We start from the raw sequence: 15,483 nt of genomic DNA on the forward strand, positions 1-15,483 counted from the left end.
GGGGCCGGCGTACGTCCTGTGGAGAACGTACGCCGGCCCTGACCGACCTCACCCCGCTACTCGTCGTCCTCGGGGTGGAGGTCCATGTGCTCGATGTCCTGGAAGTGACCGCCCTCGGGCTTGTAGAAGATCCGGGTGAGTCCCCACAGGACGATGCCGATGACGAGCAGCACACCGGCGACCTTGTACTGGTCCTGCTGCTCGGCGCTGCGTGCCCACGGGCCCGCCAGATAGGCACAGGTGACGGCTCCGACGACCGGGATCCAGACCGGCGCCTTGAAGTGGTCAGGGTTCCCCGGCGGACGGCGGCGGATGACCAGCAGCGCGATGTTGACCACGGTGAAAACGCAGAGCAGCAGCAGCGAGGTCGTGCCGCCGAGCAGCGAGACGGTCTCGGCGCCCTTCTCGGACCCGCTGGCGTTGACCACCCAGATGATCAGGCCGAAGGCGATCGCGGTGGTGAACAGGATCGCGATCCACGGCGTACGCCGCCCGTGCAGCACCTTGCCGAGCACCGGCGGAAGCACGAACTGCTTGGCCATGCCGTAGACGAGCCGCGAGGCCATCAGCATGTTGATCAGCGCGGAGTTGGCGACCGCGAACATCCCGATGAACGGGAAGATGGTGTCGAACGGCAGGTCCGGGGCGCCGGCGGCGACGACCTGGGTCAGCGCCGATCCCTTCTCCGGGTCGGTGAGGTCGCCGACCGGAACCAGGGCGACCGCGGAGATCGACACCAGGACGTAGATGAGCCCGGTGATCCCGAGGCCGGTGAGCATCATCTTGGGAAAGTCACGGCGAGGGTTCTCGGTCTCCTCTGCCATGTTGACCGAGTCCTCGAAGCCGACCATGGCGAAGAACGCCAGCGTGGTGGCCGCCGTGACGGCCATGAAGGCGTTCTTGCCCTCGGCCGACTCGAAGATCATCACGCGGGAGAAGTCGGCCTTGCCGGCGAACATCCCGGCCAGACCGACGAAGATGACCAGCAGCAGACCGGAGAGCTCGACGAGGGTGAGCACGACGTTGGCCTTGACGCTCTCACCCACGCCGCGCAGGTTGATCAACGCCACCAGGGTCATGAACCCGAGCGCGATCAGGACGAGGGTCAGGCTTCCCGGCGCGGCATCGAGCCCGAGCCCGTCGTTGAGGAAGCCCGCGAACGCGTTGGACGCGGTCGAGGCCGAGGTGATCCCGGAGCACATCACGGTGAACGCGACCAGGAAGGTGACGAAGTGGATGCCGAAGGCCTTGTGCGTGTAGAGCGCCGCGCCGGCCGCCTGCGGGAACCGGGTCACCAGCTCCAGGTAGGAGAAGGCGGTGATCGTCGCGACGGCGAAGGCCACCAGGAACGGGGCCCAGGCCGCACCGCCGACCTCGCCGGCGACCGAACCGGTCAGGGCGTAGACACCGGTGCCGAGGATGTCGCCGACGATGAAGAGAAGCAAGAGCTTGGGGCCGATGACTCTCTTGAGCTCGGTGTTCTTCTCTTGCGCCAGGTTGCTCATGGTTCCTCCTGGTAAGGATTTCGAGACATGTGCTCGAGAACGATGAAGGGATCCGTCCATCAAAGCCCAACGGCGCCGTTAGGTGTACGACAATTCGTAAACACGCCGTAGCCAGCTGAATTTTCGCGGATAGGGTCGCTGTCATGACCTTCTCGATCGTCGCCAGAGCAGTTGATCCCGGCACCGGGGAGCCCACCTGGGGTGTGGCCGTCGCTTCGAAGTTCCTGGCCGTCGGATCAGCCGTTCCGGCCGCCGTCGCCGGCGTCGGAGCCATCGCCACCCAGGCCGAGGCGAACGTCGCCTACAAGGGTCTCGCGCTGGCACACCTCGATGAGGGCGCGACCGCTGCCGTCGCCCTCGAGAGGCTTCTGGAGGAGGACGAGCGGCGCGACCACCGCCAGGTCGGCATCGTCGACGTCGACGGCAACGCGGTCTCCCACACCGGATCGTCCTGCTTCGACTGGGCGGGCGGCCGGACCGGCGACGGTTACGCGATCCAGGGCAACATCCTCACCGGCCCCGAGGTGGTCGAGGCGATGGAGGCCGCCTGGCTCGCCTCGTCCCCCGACGAGCCGCTCCAGCACCGGCTGCTGGCCGCCCTGGCCGCGGGCGACGAGGCCGGCGGCGACAGCCGCGGGCGGCAGAGCGCTGCCCTCCTGGTCGTGCGCGAGGAGGCCGGCTACGGCGGCAACGACGACATCGCGGCCGACCTGCGCGTCGACGACCACGCGGCGCCGATCACCGAGCTGAAGCGACTCCTCGACCTCAGTGACTTCTATCTGACCGCCTCGACCGAGGCCGAGAAGGTGCCGGTCACGCCCGAGCTCGAGGCCGAGCTGGAGACGTACGCCGCGGCGCAGGGCGCCTCCGGCTTCCTCGCCTGGGTCGCCACCGAGAACTACGAGATGCGGGTCGCCGAGGATCTGGCCTGGATCGACCGGCGCATCCTCGACATCGTCAGGACGCCGAAGTGAGCTCTATCCTCGCCATCGACGCCGGCACCACCGGCGTCACCGCGCTGATCGTCACCGAGAAGGGCGAGGTCGCCGCCCGGGGCTATGAGGAGTTCGACCAGCACTTCCCCAGCCCGGGCCGGGTCGAGCACGTGCCCGAGGGGATCTGGCAGGCCACCCTGGAGGCGTGCCGTACGGTCCTCGCGGCCCACGGCAGGGACGACCTCGTCGGCATCGGGATCACCAACCAGCGCGAGACGGTCGTGCTGTGGGACCGGGAGACGCTGGGCTCGCCGCGGCGCGCGATCGTGTGGCAGGACCGGCGTACGACCGCGATGTGCTCCTCGATGGCGGCGCACGACGCGCGGGTCCGGGAGCTGACCGGGCTCCGCCTGGACCCCTACTTCAGCGCGACCAAGCTGGCCTGGATCCGCGAGAACGAGCCACACACCTGGACCCACGTGGAGTCGGGGCGCTACGCGATCGGCACCGTCGACTCCTACCTGATCGCCCGGATGACCCGGGGGCTGCACCACGTCTCCGACGTCTCGAACGCGTCGCGGACGCTGCTGTTCGACATCAACACCAACGAGTGGTCCGACGAGCTGTGCGACCTGTTCGGGGTGCCCCGCGACGCGCTGCCGGAGATCGCCCCCAACTGGGGCGAGGGCGTGGTCACCGACCCGCGCTCGTTCCTGGACCTCTCGCTGCCGATCGCCGGGGTGGCCGGCGACCAGCAGGCGGCGCTGTTCGGCCAGGCCGCGTTCGAGGTGGGCGACTCCAAGTGCACCTACGGCACCGGCTCGTTCGTGCTCACCAACACCGGCTCCACGCCGCAGCGCTCGGAGTCCGGCCTCCTCACCTCGCCGGGCTGGATGTCGCCCTCCGGAGAGGTCACCTACGTCCTCGAGGGCTCGATCTTCGTGACCGGCGCCGCGGTGCAGTGGCTGCGCGACGGCCTGCAGATCATCGGCTCGGCCGCGGAGACCGAGGCGCTGGCGCGCACCGTCTCCTCGTCTGAGGGTGTCGTCTTCGTGCCCGCCCTGACCGGGCTCGGGGCGCCCCACTGGGATCCCGACGCCCGCGGCACGATCATCGGCATCACCCGCGGCACCACCCGTGCCCACATCGTGCGGGCAACGCTGGAGGCGATCGCCTTCGAGGTGCGCGACGTGATGGCGACGATGCCGACGCCTGTCGCCTCGCTCAACGTCGACGGTGGCGCAGCCGCCAACAACCTGCTGTGCCAGCTCCAGGCCGACCAGCTCGGGGTGGACGTCTCCCGGCCCCGCTTCGTCGAGACCACCGGCCTCGGCGCGGCCTTCCTCGCCGGGCTCAGGGTCGGCGTGTGGTCCTCGTTCGACCAGATCCGCGAGACCTGGGCGCTGGACCGCACCTTCTCCCCCGACGCGTCGCGTCGCGATGCGGCCGATGAGGCGTACGCCTCCTGGACCAGGGCCGTCGAACGCTCCCGGCAGTGGGCGTGAGCAGTCCTTCGCGCGGTCTGCCCTGGTGGGCGTGGGCGCTGATGGCGGGTGCCGTGCTCGTCGTCCTCGGCCTGGTCGGCGCTGGCGGGCTGACGGTCTGGGTGGGCGCCGACCTGCTCGGGCCGGCCGAGGACGAGCCGGCCGACTGCGTCGATCTAGCGCAGGCGGTCGGGGCACCAGGCCTACCGGACGGAACCTCGGACGCGAGCTGCACCTACATCGGGTTCCAGGACTGGCAGTACGAGGGCGCGATGACGGTCCCCCGGGCCGAGCTCGACGCCTGGCTCGCCGACCTGCCCGGCTCGCCCGCGCTGGCTGCAACCGGCTGCACCGATGCGATCGCCTGTGTCCAGGTCGACCTCACGCAGGCCGGGGACGAGGTCGACGCCCACTACCTCGACGTCGCCGTCCTCACCGAGAGCGACGGCCTCGCCAAGGTGCTCATGTCGGCCTACACCACCTGACCCGGCGACAGGAGAAGCCACATTGACCCGGATCCTGCACCTGTCCGACACCCACGTCTCCGCGAGCGGCACCGACATGGACGGCGTCGACGCCGTGGCCGCACTCGAGGGCATCCTGCGCGACGCCCGCCACCTGCCCGGCCTGGACGCCGTCGTCGTCAGCGGCGACATCGCCGACGACGGCTCGGCCGCCGGCTGCCGCGCGGTCCTGGAGCGGGTGGGCGCGTTCGCGGCCGAGCGCGGCATCCCGCACATCTACTCCACCGGCAACCACGATGCCCGGGGACCGTTCCGTGAGGTGCTCGGCAGCGGACACCGGGACGCCGACGGCAGCGACCGCGGTCGCCTGCTCGATCCGGACTCGGACCTCTGCGCGGCCGTCAGCTTCCTGGGCGACCTCCGGGTCGTCACCGTCGACAGCCTCGTACCGGGCGAGACCCACGGTTTCCTGGACGAGCACCAGCTGGCCTACCTCGCTGCCGAGCTGGCGACTCCGACGCGCGACGGGACGGTCCTCGTCCTGCACCATCCGCCCCTCCACCTCGCCTCGCTCCCCTACGTCGCCGAGGTCGTGCTCCGCAACATCTCCGCCCTCGGCCGGGTGGTGCGCGGCAGCGACGTACGCGCGATCCTCACCGGCCACCTCCACTTCCAGGTCAGCGGATTCCTCGCCGGCGTACCCGTCTGGGTGACGCCCGGCGTCGTCACCCGCATCGACACCACCGCACCCCCACATCTCGTACGCGGCGTGCTCGGTGCCGGCGCCACCGTTGTCGACCTCGCCGATCCGGCCTCCCCCACCTTCCTCGTGATCACCGCCCGCGACCCCCGTGCCGGCCAGCAGGTCTACCTCTACGACGCCGCCTCCGGGGAGGACACCGACGAGCCGCGCTGAGGTGCCCATCGCGCTCGGAAAGCCGTTCGTCACACTTCCGTAGTCACAACATCCGCGAAGGCACCTTCGCCTCCTGGCCGCTCGAGGACCAGGGCAGCCTGTTCACCGGCTCCCCCGCTCCTGATGAGAAGGACCGCGTACGTCACCTCGACTCCGTCGAGGTCCGCGGCGCCGTCGCCACAGCGACGATGACTCTCATCCACGGCCCCGACACCGTCACAGAAGCATCCCTGCTCGTGCTCGTCGACGGAGTCTGGAAGCTCGCGAACAAGGCCTTGCCCCGGCACGCTCGGGGAACCCGGCCTCTCTTGCGGAAGCATGATACTTGTGCCATCCTTCCCGGTGACGAGGATCACACAAGTGGAATCCTTTTTCTCGATCCGCGACAACGAAGAGGGGATGGAAATGAAGCTCGAGAGCATCCTGCTCGGGGTCCTGGCTCGGCACCCGCGCACCGGTTACGACCTGAAGAAGTACCTCGACACGCAGGGTCGCTTCCTGCGCTCGAACACCCAGATGAGCCAGGTGTATCGCTCGCTGGCTCGGATGGAGGACAACGGCTGGGTCGTGCACACGGTCGAGCCGCGGGCCGGGGCGACCGACGCCAAGACCTACCGGATCACTGACGAGGGCATGACGGTCCTGTTGGACTGGCTCACGGGGCCATACTTGCCGCCCTCCCGATACAACGACCCCGACCTCGACGCCCGCCTCGCCTTCGCCGAGTTCATGACGCGTGAACAGATCCTGCGGCTGATCGAGACGGAGTTGTCCACCCGTCACGACGAAATCGCGCGCTACCGCCACCGCGACCGCCAACTCGAAGTCCGCGAGGGCGCGGAATCGGACCCAGCGCTGGTTGGCCTCATCAACGAGTGGATGCATCGCAAGGGCGCGGCAGGCATGGATCAGCATGTCGCGGCGCTCGAGCGACTCCGCGCCTTCCTGCTCGACACGCCTGAGGACGCTGAGATCTCTGACTACTTGCACATCTTCGACACCCTTCGCTGAGCGTCGTCACAGCTCCCGACCCAGCCCTGTCCACCCGACCTGCCGAGGAGAGAACCACCCGTGAGGGCCATCGTCTTAATGTTCGACAGTCTCAACCGCCACATGATTCCCGCATACGCGGAGACCATCGTCGACGCCCCCAACTTCGCCCGCCTCGCAGCCAGAGCGGTGACCTTCGACAACTTCTATGCCGGATCCATGCCGTGCATGCCTGCCCGCCGCGAACTCCACACCGGTCGGTACAACTTCCTCCACCGCTCCTGGGGACCGTTGGAGCCGTTCGACGACTCGATGCCCGAGATGCTCAAGCAGGCAGGAGTTCACACTCATCTTGCCTCTGACCACCCCCATTACTGGGAGGACGGCGGCGCCACCTACCACACGCGGTACACGACATGGGAGTTCTTCCGCGGGCAGGAGGGCGACCCGTGGAAGGGCGTCGTGGATCGCCTGCGTGGTGACGGGCTGGCGATGAAGCGTCAGGACGAGATCAACCGCGACTACATGCGGACAGAGGCCGAACACTCACAGACGCGCACCGTCGATGCGGGCATCGAGTTCCTCGAAGCAAACGTCGCCAGCGACCAGTGGATGCTGCAGATCGAACTCTTCGACCCACACGAGCCGTTCTTCGTCCACGAGGCCTACAAGGAGCTCTACCCCCACGACTACGAGGGTCCCGAGTTCGACTGGCCCGGCTACGAAAAGGTGGCCGAGCCGGAGGAGCAGATCCAGCACGCCAGATACGAGTACGCCGCCTTGGTATCCATGTGTGATCGTTCGCTCGGCCGCGTCCTCGACTTCATGGACGAGCACGCCATGTGGGAAGACACGATGCTCATTGTCAACACCGATCACGGCTTCCTTCTGGGCGAGCACGGCTGGTGGGCCAAGTCGGTGCAACCCTGGTTCAACGAACTCGTGCATCTTCCGATGTTCCTTTGGGACCCGCGTGGGCGAGGTGCCGATACCCGCCGCGGGGCGCTCGCGCAGACGATCGACATCGCCCCGACGCTGCTGCGTTTCTTCGACATCGAGCCAACACCGGACATGCAGGGTCGTGACCTGAGCGAGGTGCTCGAAGACGACCGCCGAATCCGTGACGGAGCGCTCTTCGGAATCCATGGCGGTCATGTCAACGTCACGGACGGACGTTACGTGTACATGCGCGGTGCCTACGACATCTCCAATGCGCCGCTCGAGGAATACACCCTCATGCCAACTCACATGCGGGCCCGTTTTTCACCTGCGGAGCTGACTGCTTGGACGCCGGCGGAGCCGCTGCCCTTCACCAAGGGGATCCGCACGATGCTCATACCGGCAGCGGCCGGATGGATGAATCCCTGGCAGCACGGCACCCTCCTGTTCGATCTCGAGACGGATCCACACCAGAAGAACCCCATCGACGATCCGCAGATCGAACTACGAATGGTGCGCCTGCTGACTCGCCTACTGCGCCAGTCCGATGCACCGGCCAGCCAGTTCGAGCGCCTAGGACTCCCTCTCGACGGCGAACCTGACGAGTCGCATCTTCTGGTGCGGGCCCAGGCCGGGCGCGCCGAAGCGCTGCTGGAGCCGATGCCCGACCTCGACGACCTGCCAGCGCGCGAGCAGCTCGAGCAGCCGCTCCTGACGCTTCTGAGCGATCCGTCCACGAGAACGATCCTCGAGCGCGAGATTCCCGCAGCGACCCATACGGAACTCGTCGCTCTACCCACGCAACTCAGCCTGATCACGCTGGCGCGCGCGGCGCTCATCCCAGTGCACACGCTACGGGCCATCGCCCGCCAACTCGATGCGCTGACCACCCCATTGTCGATGCGCTGATCGCAGCGTCGATCGGACTCCACAGATAGGAACACCGCACATGACAACCCCCGCTCCTGCTGAGACCGAGGCTCACGCCGCGGCCAAGGCAGCCCACGTACCGCGCCGGTGGCGTAACCTGATGACGCTCACTGGCATCAGTGTGGTGGACAACACCGAAGCAAGTGCGATCACCACGATCTTCCCAAGCATCGCTACCGCACTCAACGTCTCCGCCGCCGGCCTCGGCGCGCTCACTGCGCTCGGCAAGGTTGCGTCCGCACCCATGGGTCCGGCCTGGGTGTGGCTCGCAGGTCGGATCGGGCGCAAAGAGACCCTCATGGCCACCACGCTGCTCGGCGGTTTCTTCGGCGTTCTCGCCGGACTCTCGCCGAGCTTCGGATGGCTCCTTGTGTTCAACACACTCATGGTGGCGTCGGTCATCGGCGGGACACCCATCGTGAACGCTGTCATCGCCGACTCGTTCGAGGACAAGGACCGCGGCAAGGCTGCTGGCGTCCTTTACGCATCCATCAATGGCGCCGCCTCGTTCGTCGGCCCCGCCATCGCCACGTTTACCGAACTCGGTGTCGACGGCTGGCGCTACGCGATGTGCACGCTCGGCGGTATCTGTATCTTGGCCGGAGCCGTCGTCGCCGTCGGCTTCAAGGATCCTGGCGTCGGAGCGTCTGAGGCCCTGCTGGCCGACCTCGCCGAGGATCAGCGGGTCCCGACGCGCGTCACCTTCCGTTCGGTGCTCTCCCTGTTCCGCATTCCGACCTACTCCGTCATGATGCTCTCGCGTCTGCTCTCGGGTCACCTGCTCATCCCGATCTTCGGTGTCACCTTCCTGGTGTCCGAGCGTGGTTTCCACAACGCTACGGCCGCGATTGTCCTCATCCCCTTCGGCATCGGCTACGTGATCGGCGCGCTCGGAGGTGGTATCGGAGTGAGCTTCGTCGACAGAGCCCTGCCGCGGACCGGCCGCCCGCTGCTGCTCCAGACCGCGCAGTTCGCATTCGCGATCTTTGCGTTCTTCGGTACGCAGATCCCCTACTCGGGCGGGATCGCCGTCTACGGCGTCTTCTGGTTCCTGATGGCGATCGCTCAGGGTTTGAATGTCCCCGTGAACCGGCCGATCGTGGCGGCTGTCATCCTCCCCGAACTGCGCGCACAAGGCTTCGCGATCTGGCTGACGATCTTCGAAACGATCGGCTGGGCGCTGTTCGCGCTCGTCGCTGGCCAGCTCGCCGCCGCGATCGGCATCCAGACGGTATTCCTGTGGGTGGTCGTCGGTCTCATGATCCTCAACGGCCTCGTCCTGAGCGCGCTCTACGTCACGTATGCCCGTGACGCCGATCGGGTCAACAACGAGCTCACGAGGCGTCGTACCCAGGTCACAGGGATCATCTGACGGCCTCGACCCCCCTCGCATCGCACCGCCATCAGCACCGCGGTTGACGGGGCCACCCCGACTCGCGACAACACCATGACGAAGGAAAGAGATCGATGATCGGAAATGACCTGGACTCGGCGCCCTCGGCGCAGAACGCCGAGTTGGAGCGACGCCTCAACAGGCTCACCCTGGAGGAGAAGGTTCAACTCCTCACAGGCCGCGACTTCTGGACGACGTGGCCACTCGAGAGGATCGGTCTGCGCCGGATTCTGGTGTCCGACGGCCCGAGCGGTGTGCGCGGGGAGGCTTGGGATGAACGGTCCCCGTCGCTCAACCTGCCCTCGGCCACCGCTCTGTCGGCCTCGTGGGACATCACCATCGCCGACCGCTACGGCGCAGCCTCGGCACGTGAGGCACGCCGCAAGAACGTCGACGTCGTACTTGGCCCGACGATCAATCTGCACCGCTCACCGCTCGGCGGCCGCCATTTCGAGGCGTTCAGCGAAGATCCGATCCTCACCGCCGAGCTCGCTGCCGCTTACGTCGTAGGTGTCCAGCGCAACGGCGTCGGCGCAACCCCGAAGCACTACGTCGCCAACGACTTCGAGACCGACCGCTTCACCGCCGACGTCCAGGTCGACGAGCGCACGCTGCGTGAGGTGTACCTGCGTGCGTTCGAGAAGGCGATCGTCGAGGCCCAGGCATGGCTGGTAATGAGCGCCTACAACTCCGTCAACGGCGCGACGATGACCGAGAACGAACTCCTGGAAACTCCGCTGAAGTCAGAGTGGGGGTTCGACGGCGTCGTCATCAGCGACTGGACTGCAGTGCGCAGCATCGCCAGCGCCGAGCACCCGCAGGACCTTGTCATGCCCGGCCCCGACGGCCCCTGGGGCGAGGCGCTCGTCGCAGCCGTACGTGCGGGGGCGATCCCCGAGGCCGTGGTCGACCGAAAGGTACTGCGGATACTGCGCCTCGCCGCTCGGGTAGGGGCCCTGGACGGCGTCGAACAGGTCAGCTCGACACCCGTAGACCTCGAGGACGACGTCGCCTTCGCGCGCGAGGCAGCCGCCGAGGGCACCGTACTCGCGCGCAACGATGGCATCCTTCCTTTGGAGCCGAGCGGGATCAGGTCCGTCGCGGTCATCGGCCACAATGCCCGCGACGCACGCACGCAGGGCGGCGGAAGCGCCACGGTTCTGCCCGAGAAGGTCGTGTCGCCGCTCGCGGGCATCCGCGAAGCTTTCCCCGAAGCGGATGTCAGCTACTCCATCGGCGCCGTGGTGCAAGAAGGTGTCGTCGAGCTGCCCCTCGACACCATGACCAATCCCACCACAGGTGAGCCAGGGGCGCGGGTACGCTTCCTCGATGCCGAAGGCGGCGAAATGTTCGTGGAGGACCGCCGCGCGAGCGCACTGGTCTACTTCGGTGGCGAGGCTCCAGTCGCTGACGCAGCCTTGTTCGAGTTCACCACCCGCTACACGCCCGCCGAGAACGGCACGATTCTGCTTGGCTTCGCAGGTGTCGGCGAAGGACGAGTTCTCGTGGACGGGGAAGCGATCGTCGACGTCAAGGCAGAGCCCGTGGGCTCCGACCTCGGTGCCGCCTTCCTGACGCCGCCCTCGAATTCCGCACCCGTAGAGGTTACGGCTGCGACGCCGATCGACATCCGGTTCGAGCTGCGCCCACTGCATCTGGCCGGCATGGGCAACGCGATGAGCGTGACGATCGGCACCGAGCAGGACACCAGCGAACCATCCGCCCTCATCGCCGAGGCGGCAGCAGCAGCCAGGGCGGCAGATGTCGCAGTCCTCGTCGTCGGCACAAACTCGCGAGTGGAGTCGGAGGGTTACGACCGCAGCTCGCTCGCCCTGCCCGGGCGCCAGGACGAACTCGTGGAGGCCGTTCTCGCCGCAAACCCGCGTACGATCGTGATCGTCAACTCCGGCGCGCCCGTGGAACTGCCATGGCGTGACCGTACTGCCGCGCTCTTGCTGTCGTGGTTCGGCGGTCAGGAGTACGGTCACGCCCTCGCCGACGTCCTCACAGGCGTGCGGGAGGCAGGTGGGCGCCTGCCCACGACCTGGCCGAAACGTCTTGAGGACGCCCCCGTCAGCAGCACGACGCCGATCGAAGGCGTAGTGCGTTACGAAGAGGGCGTGCACATCGGTTACCGCGCCTGGCTGAAAGCCGGCATCGAGCCCGCATTCCCCTTCGGCTTCGGCCTTGGATACACCACGTGGAGCCTGGGCTCGCCCGAAGTACGCGCGCACGACACGGGCTGGACGGTCGAGGTGCCTGTGGCGAACACCGGCCAGCGCGCTGGTAAGCACGTTGTCCAGGTCTACGCCGAGCGGCCAGACTCCACTGTCGACCGCCCAGTACGCTGGCTGGTCGGCTTCGCCGCAGTCCGCGCCGCCGCGGGGACAGAGCAGGTCATTCGCGCCACCATTCCCCGCCGAGCCCTCGAACACTGGGACGGCGGTTGGACACTGGAGCCCGGCGAGTATGTGCTGCGGATCGGCACCAGCGTCGCCGACCTACCCGAGACGGTGACGGTGTGCGTCCCATGACCGTCGACAACGCGTTCGAGAACGTCTGCACCTGCGGATGCAGCGGCCCAGAGCGCGGGCAGTTCTCCGGGCAGGTTCCACAGGTTCCCGTCCGCGCGCCATCCCGCATTGCTCCAGTGCGCGGACGTCACATGATCGAGCAGGCCCACATTCCCGCCGGCTCCTTCCTGATGGGTGACTCATCGGGCGACCGCAATCCCGGCGATGGAGAGGTGCCTTTGCACGAGGTCCAGCTGGACACGTTCGACATCGACGCAACGCCGGTGACAAATCGTGACTTCGCCCGGTTCGTGGACGAGACCGGCTACCAGACTGAAGCGGAGATCATCGGCTTCTCCGCTGTGTTCTATCGCGCCGTGGATGCCGAAGCCGAAGCCATCATGGGGCCGGCCGCCGGCACACCGTGGTGGTTCGGTGTGCGAGGAGCGGACTGGCGCCACCCGGGCGGGCCTCGATCAACTGTCGACGGACTGTCGGACCACCCCGTCGTCCACGTGAGCTGGAACGACGCTGTCGCCTACGCCGAATGGGCGGGACGGCGCCTCCCCACCGAGGCCGAGTGGGAGTACGCCGCGCGCGGTGGAATCGCGAACGCGAAGTATCCCTGGGGTGACGCCGAAGTCGACGCGGGCGGGTGGCGGGCCAATATCTGGCAAGGCCGGTTTCCACAGGAGAACACTCTTGAAGACGGCTGGCTGACGACAGCGCCGGTGCGCAGCTTTGAACCGAACGGGTACGGGCTGTGGCAGGCCGTCGGGAATGTGTGGGAGTGGTGTCAGGACTGGTTCAGCCCCGACGCCTACGCTCGCCACGCACCCACGAATCCGGTCGGCCCCACCACCGGGCAGGTGCGCGTGCTCCGCGGCGGCAGCTATCTGTGTCACATCTCCTACTGCAACCGTTACCGCAATTCCGCACGCTCGCAGAACACGCCTGACTCGTCGATGGGGAACGCCGGGTTCCGTACCGTCGCGCTCGGCCCGGCCACCGCACCGACCAGGAGGGTTCGATGAGCCGCAAGCGATTCCCGCAGCACGTCTACGGTGAAGGAGAGGAGCCGGACCCCCGGTTCAGCCTCGCGAACGAGCGCACCTTTCTCGCCTGGTTGCGCACGGCGCTCGCGCTGTACGCAGCGTCATTCGCGCTGGCGGCTCTCTCCATCCCGGAATCGCCATTGTGGCGCACCGCGGCCGCGATCGTCTTCGTCGTCCTCGGCGGGGCCGCGACGTTCCAGGCATGGTTCGGCTGGGCAGGCACGGAGAAAGCGCTGAGGCATCACACCCCGCTACCAGGCCTGACATTCGGCGCAGTGATGGTCGTCGGAGTCGTCGTAGCCATCACGTTGCTTGCCATCGGCGCAGTTGCATGACCGTCGCCGACAGGGTGTTCGATCCTGGTCTCCAACCTGAGCGCACGCTTCTGGCGTGGCGTCGCACGAGCCTGGCATTTGCAGCCGCGAGCGTCGTCGCATTCCGTTTCACCGGGCCCACGCTCGGATTCCTCGCGCTACCTCTTGCCATCGGCGGCGCAGGCATGGGGATCGCTGCCTACTTCACGGCTTCGGCCAGGTACCGCCGTGGGCACGAATCGCTGATCCGCACAGGATCTACCGGACAGGACGGACTCCCACTCGTCCTCGCTGCGGTGTCATCAGGGATCCTGGCCGTTGCCTGCATGGCATTCTTGTCAATGAGCCTGTCGACGTGAGGTAGCACCGGGCTGAGCACAGCCGGTCGAAGCCCGTAGCGCGCGCACCCACCGGCTCACCCACGTGGTTGACATCATCAGCCATCGTCGGATCCGCGTGATATCACGCACAGAAGTCCCGTCCTCGCCAACATCTGCCACTCGCAGGGATGGACATGGCAGGCTCACCTTCGTGCCCTTCACCCACCGAATCGCGACACCAGAAGACATCCCGGCCCTGACCGCGATCATGAACAGCTCGATCGCCGAGCTCCAGAAGGGGTTCCTGACCGAAGCCCAGATCACCTCGAGCAGAACGGTGATGGGCATCGACACCCAGCTGATCGAGGACGGCACATACTTCGTGGTCGAAGAGGACGACGAGATCGCCGGCTGCGGCGGCTGGAGCCGGAGGGCGACCCTCTACGGCGGCGACCACACCCCCGGCCGCGAGCCGGCGCTCCTCGACCCTGCGAAGGACCCGGCCAGGGTGCGGGCGATGTACACCAACCCGGCCTTCGCCCGTCGCGGCGTGGGCAGGCTGATCCTGGAGCTGTGCGAGCGAGCAGCCGCGGCAGAGGGCTTCACCGCCCTCGAGCTGATGGGCACGCTGTCCGGCGAGCCGCTCTACCGGACGTACGGCTTCGAACCGGTCGAGCGGATCACCGACGACCGCGGCGGCGCACCGGTCCCGCTGGTCCGGATGCGGAAAGCCGTCACCGTCTGAGGCTCAACGCGCGAAGGAGAACAACCTCTCCGGCGGCGCCACGCATGCGGGTAGCACGTCAGCGCCCGGCAGACCCGAGGCGCTCGACCTCGGCGGCTGCCGCGTCCCGCGCGGCGACGGCCTCCGAGACCGCCGTCTCGGCGGACTCGCGCTCGTCCTCCGCCTCGGTGAGCTCGTCGTCGACGTCGACGGCGGCCGCCTCCAGGTCGGCGAGCCGGCGGCGTAGGTCCTCGATCTCGGACTTCACCTGGAGCGATCTCGCCTCGATGTCCTTGAAGGCGGAGACCGCCTTGTCCCGCTGAGCCTCGGCGCCGGAGAGCGCGGACTCCGCCTCCTCGAGCGCCTCCCGGGCCTCGTCGAGCGCCGCCGTGTCAGGCAGGTCGGGGACCGCGCGCAACGGCTCCGGGGGCGGCGGGACGACCTCGGGGACCTCGAAGCCCAGCGCGTCGGGCAACGCGACCGCGCCGGCCGCGTCCACGGCGTCGATACCGGTCGCGGACAACGGGGAGACCAGCAGGCCGCTGCGTACGGCCTGGGCGGCGGACTCGTCGATCATCGCCGCGGTCAACGTCGCCTCGACCTGGGTGGCCACCGCCTCGGTCACCCGGAGACCGTGCTCGCGGGCGAGGCCACGTGCGCGGGTCGTCACGGCCGCGGTCAGCTGGCGGCGCTGCTTGGTGAGCTCACGCAGCTGGGCGGCGTCCATGCCGGTCTGCGCCTCACGCAGCAGAGCGCCCACCGAGATCACCTGCTCCACCTGCTCGGTCTCGTAGCGCACCAGCAGGTTCACCACCCACGCGGCCGTCGACGGCTTCTTGAACGCCTTGACCGGACCCGCCAGTGCCGTGCCCTTCAGTCCCTTGGCCCGCGCGTCACGCTCGGGGGTGAAGTCGGTCAGCGGAAGTCCGTAGAGCTCGGCCGCGATGTCGAGCAGCTCAAAGGCAGGTGCGTCGTCGCTCATGTCCGCCATCTCAGCACGT

At 67.7% G+C, this 15,483-nt stretch carries 14 protein-coding genes and 1 pseudogene; 13 read left to right on the forward strand and 2 right to left on the reverse strand.

Going from position 1 to position 15,483, the window contains the following annotated elements:
• Positions 1–56 precede the first annotated feature (56 nt).
• Positions 57–1,505, reverse strand: coding sequence for an APC family permease (locus tag ACIA03_RS20660; protein ID WP_396985943.1), 1,449 nt, complete (start codon positions 1,503–1,505; stop codon positions 57–59).
• 143 nt (positions 1,506–1,648) lie between these two features.
• Between ACIA03_RS20660 and ACIA03_RS20665 the strand changes: the two genes are divergently transcribed.
• From ACIA03_RS20665 to ACIA03_RS20725, 13 genes and pseudogenes are all read left to right on the forward strand, one after another.
• Positions 1,649–2,479, forward strand: coding sequence for a DUF1028 domain-containing protein (locus ACIA03_RS20665; protein ID WP_396985945.1), 831 nt, complete (start codon positions 1,649–1,651; stop codon positions 2,477–2,479).
• Positions 2,476–3,945 carry an FGGY family carbohydrate kinase gene (locus ACIA03_RS20670; RefSeq protein WP_396985947.1) on the forward strand — a complete coding sequence of 490 codons (1,470 nt, stop codon included), beginning with the start codon at positions 2,476–2,478 and terminating at the stop codon, positions 3,943–3,945. Before ACIA03_RS20665 ends, ACIA03_RS20670 begins: the two co-directional genes overlap by 4 nt.
• On the forward strand, positions 3,942–4,409 hold the full coding sequence (locus ACIA03_RS20675; protein WP_396985949.1) for a hypothetical protein: 468 nt from the start codon (positions 3,942–3,944) through the stop codon (positions 4,407–4,409). Before ACIA03_RS20670 ends, ACIA03_RS20675 begins: the two co-directional genes overlap by 4 nt.
• Positions 4,410–4,431: 22 nt before the next feature.
• Positions 4,432–5,304, forward strand: a complete 873-nt coding sequence (locus ACIA03_RS20680; protein WP_396985951.1) for a metallophosphoesterase — start codon at positions 4,432–4,434, stop codon at positions 5,302–5,304.
• A gap of 98 nt (positions 5,305–5,402) precedes the next feature.
• Positions 5,403–5,519: pseudogene (locus ACIA03_RS20685) on the forward strand (nuclear transport factor 2 family protein); the annotation flags it as partial.
• A gap of 145 nt (positions 5,520–5,664) precedes the next feature.
• Complete coding sequence (locus ACIA03_RS20690) at positions 5,665–6,315, forward strand: PadR family transcriptional regulator (RefSeq protein ID WP_396985953.1); 651 nt, start codon at positions 5,665–5,667, stop codon at positions 6,313–6,315.
• A gap of 60 nt (positions 6,316–6,375) precedes the next feature.
• Complete coding sequence (locus tag ACIA03_RS20695) at positions 6,376–8,142, forward strand: sulfatase (protein ID WP_396985955.1); 1,767 nt, start codon at positions 6,376–6,378, stop codon at positions 8,140–8,142.
• Positions 8,143–8,182: 40 nt separating this feature from the next.
• Positions 8,183–9,535 (forward strand): MFS transporter, encoded by a 1,353-nt coding sequence (locus ACIA03_RS20700; RefSeq protein ID WP_396985957.1) that lies wholly within the window; start codon positions 8,183–8,185, stop codon positions 9,533–9,535.
• A gap of 95 nt (positions 9,536–9,630) precedes the next feature.
• Positions 9,631–12,090 carry a beta-glucosidase H gene (locus tag ACIA03_RS20705; RefSeq protein ID WP_396985959.1) on the forward strand — a complete coding sequence of 820 codons (2,460 nt, stop codon included), beginning with the start codon at positions 9,631–9,633 and terminating at the stop codon, positions 12,088–12,090.
• A complete protein-coding gene (locus ACIA03_RS20710; protein WP_396985961.1) occupies positions 12,087–13,103 on the forward strand; it encodes a formylglycine-generating enzyme family protein in 1,017 nt (338 codons plus the stop codon). Before ACIA03_RS20705 ends, ACIA03_RS20710 begins: the two co-directional genes overlap by 4 nt.
• Positions 13,100–13,459, forward strand: a complete 360-nt coding sequence (locus tag ACIA03_RS20715; RefSeq protein WP_396985963.1) for a YidH family protein — start codon at positions 13,100–13,102, stop codon at positions 13,457–13,459. The genes ACIA03_RS20710 and ACIA03_RS20715 overlap by 4 nt, the downstream gene beginning before the upstream one ends.
• A complete protein-coding gene (locus tag ACIA03_RS20720; RefSeq protein WP_396985966.1) occupies positions 13,456–13,797 on the forward strand; it encodes a DUF202 domain-containing protein in 342 nt (113 codons plus the stop codon). Before ACIA03_RS20715 ends, ACIA03_RS20720 begins: the two co-directional genes overlap by 4 nt.
• Before the next feature lie 172 nt (positions 13,798–13,969).
• Positions 13,970–14,503, forward strand: a complete 534-nt coding sequence (locus ACIA03_RS20725; RefSeq protein WP_396985968.1) for a GNAT family N-acetyltransferase — start codon at positions 13,970–13,972, stop codon at positions 14,501–14,503.
• 58 nt (positions 14,504–14,561) lie between these two features.
• On the opposite strand, the gene ACIA03_RS20730 is transcribed toward ACIA03_RS20725, so the two are convergent.
• A complete protein-coding gene (locus ACIA03_RS20730; protein WP_396985970.1) occupies positions 14,562–15,464 on the reverse strand; it encodes a hypothetical protein in 903 nt (300 codons plus the stop codon).
• Between the last annotated feature and the right edge of the window lie 19 nt (positions 15,465–15,483).

Source organism: Nocardioides sp. NPDC051685 (assembly GCF_044453405.1).
Taxonomy (GTDB): Bacteria; Actinomycetota; Actinomycetes; order Propionibacteriales; family Nocardioidaceae; genus Nocardioides.

Coding starts and splice junctions, on each gene's coding strand:
- ACIA03_RS20660 (WP_396985943.1), bottom strand. CDS start 1,505: ATGAGCAACCTGGCGCAAGAGAAGAACACCGAGCTCAAGAGAGTCATC.
- ACIA03_RS20665 (WP_396985945.1), top strand. CDS start 1,649: ATGACCTTCTCGATCGTCGCCAGAGCAGTTGATCCCGGCACCGGGGAG.
- ACIA03_RS20700 (WP_396985957.1), top strand. CDS start 8,183: ATGACAACCCCCGCTCCTGCTGAGACCGAGGCTCACGCCGCGGCCAAG.
- ACIA03_RS20705 (WP_396985959.1), top strand. CDS start 9,631: ATGATCGGAAATGACCTGGACTCGGCGCCCTCGGCGCAGAACGCCGAG.
- ACIA03_RS20710 (WP_396985961.1), top strand. CDS start 12,087: ATGACCGTCGACAACGCGTTCGAGAACGTCTGCACCTGCGGATGCAGC.
- ACIA03_RS20715 (WP_396985963.1), top strand. CDS start 13,100: ATGAGCCGCAAGCGATTCCCGCAGCACGTCTACGGTGAAGGAGAGGAG.
- ACIA03_RS20720 (WP_396985966.1), top strand. CDS start 13,456: ATGACCGTCGCCGACAGGGTGTTCGATCCTGGTCTCCAACCTGAGCGC.
- ACIA03_RS20730 (WP_396985970.1), bottom strand. CDS start 15,464: ATGAGCGACGACGCACCTGCCTTTGAGCTGCTCGACATCGCGGCCGAG.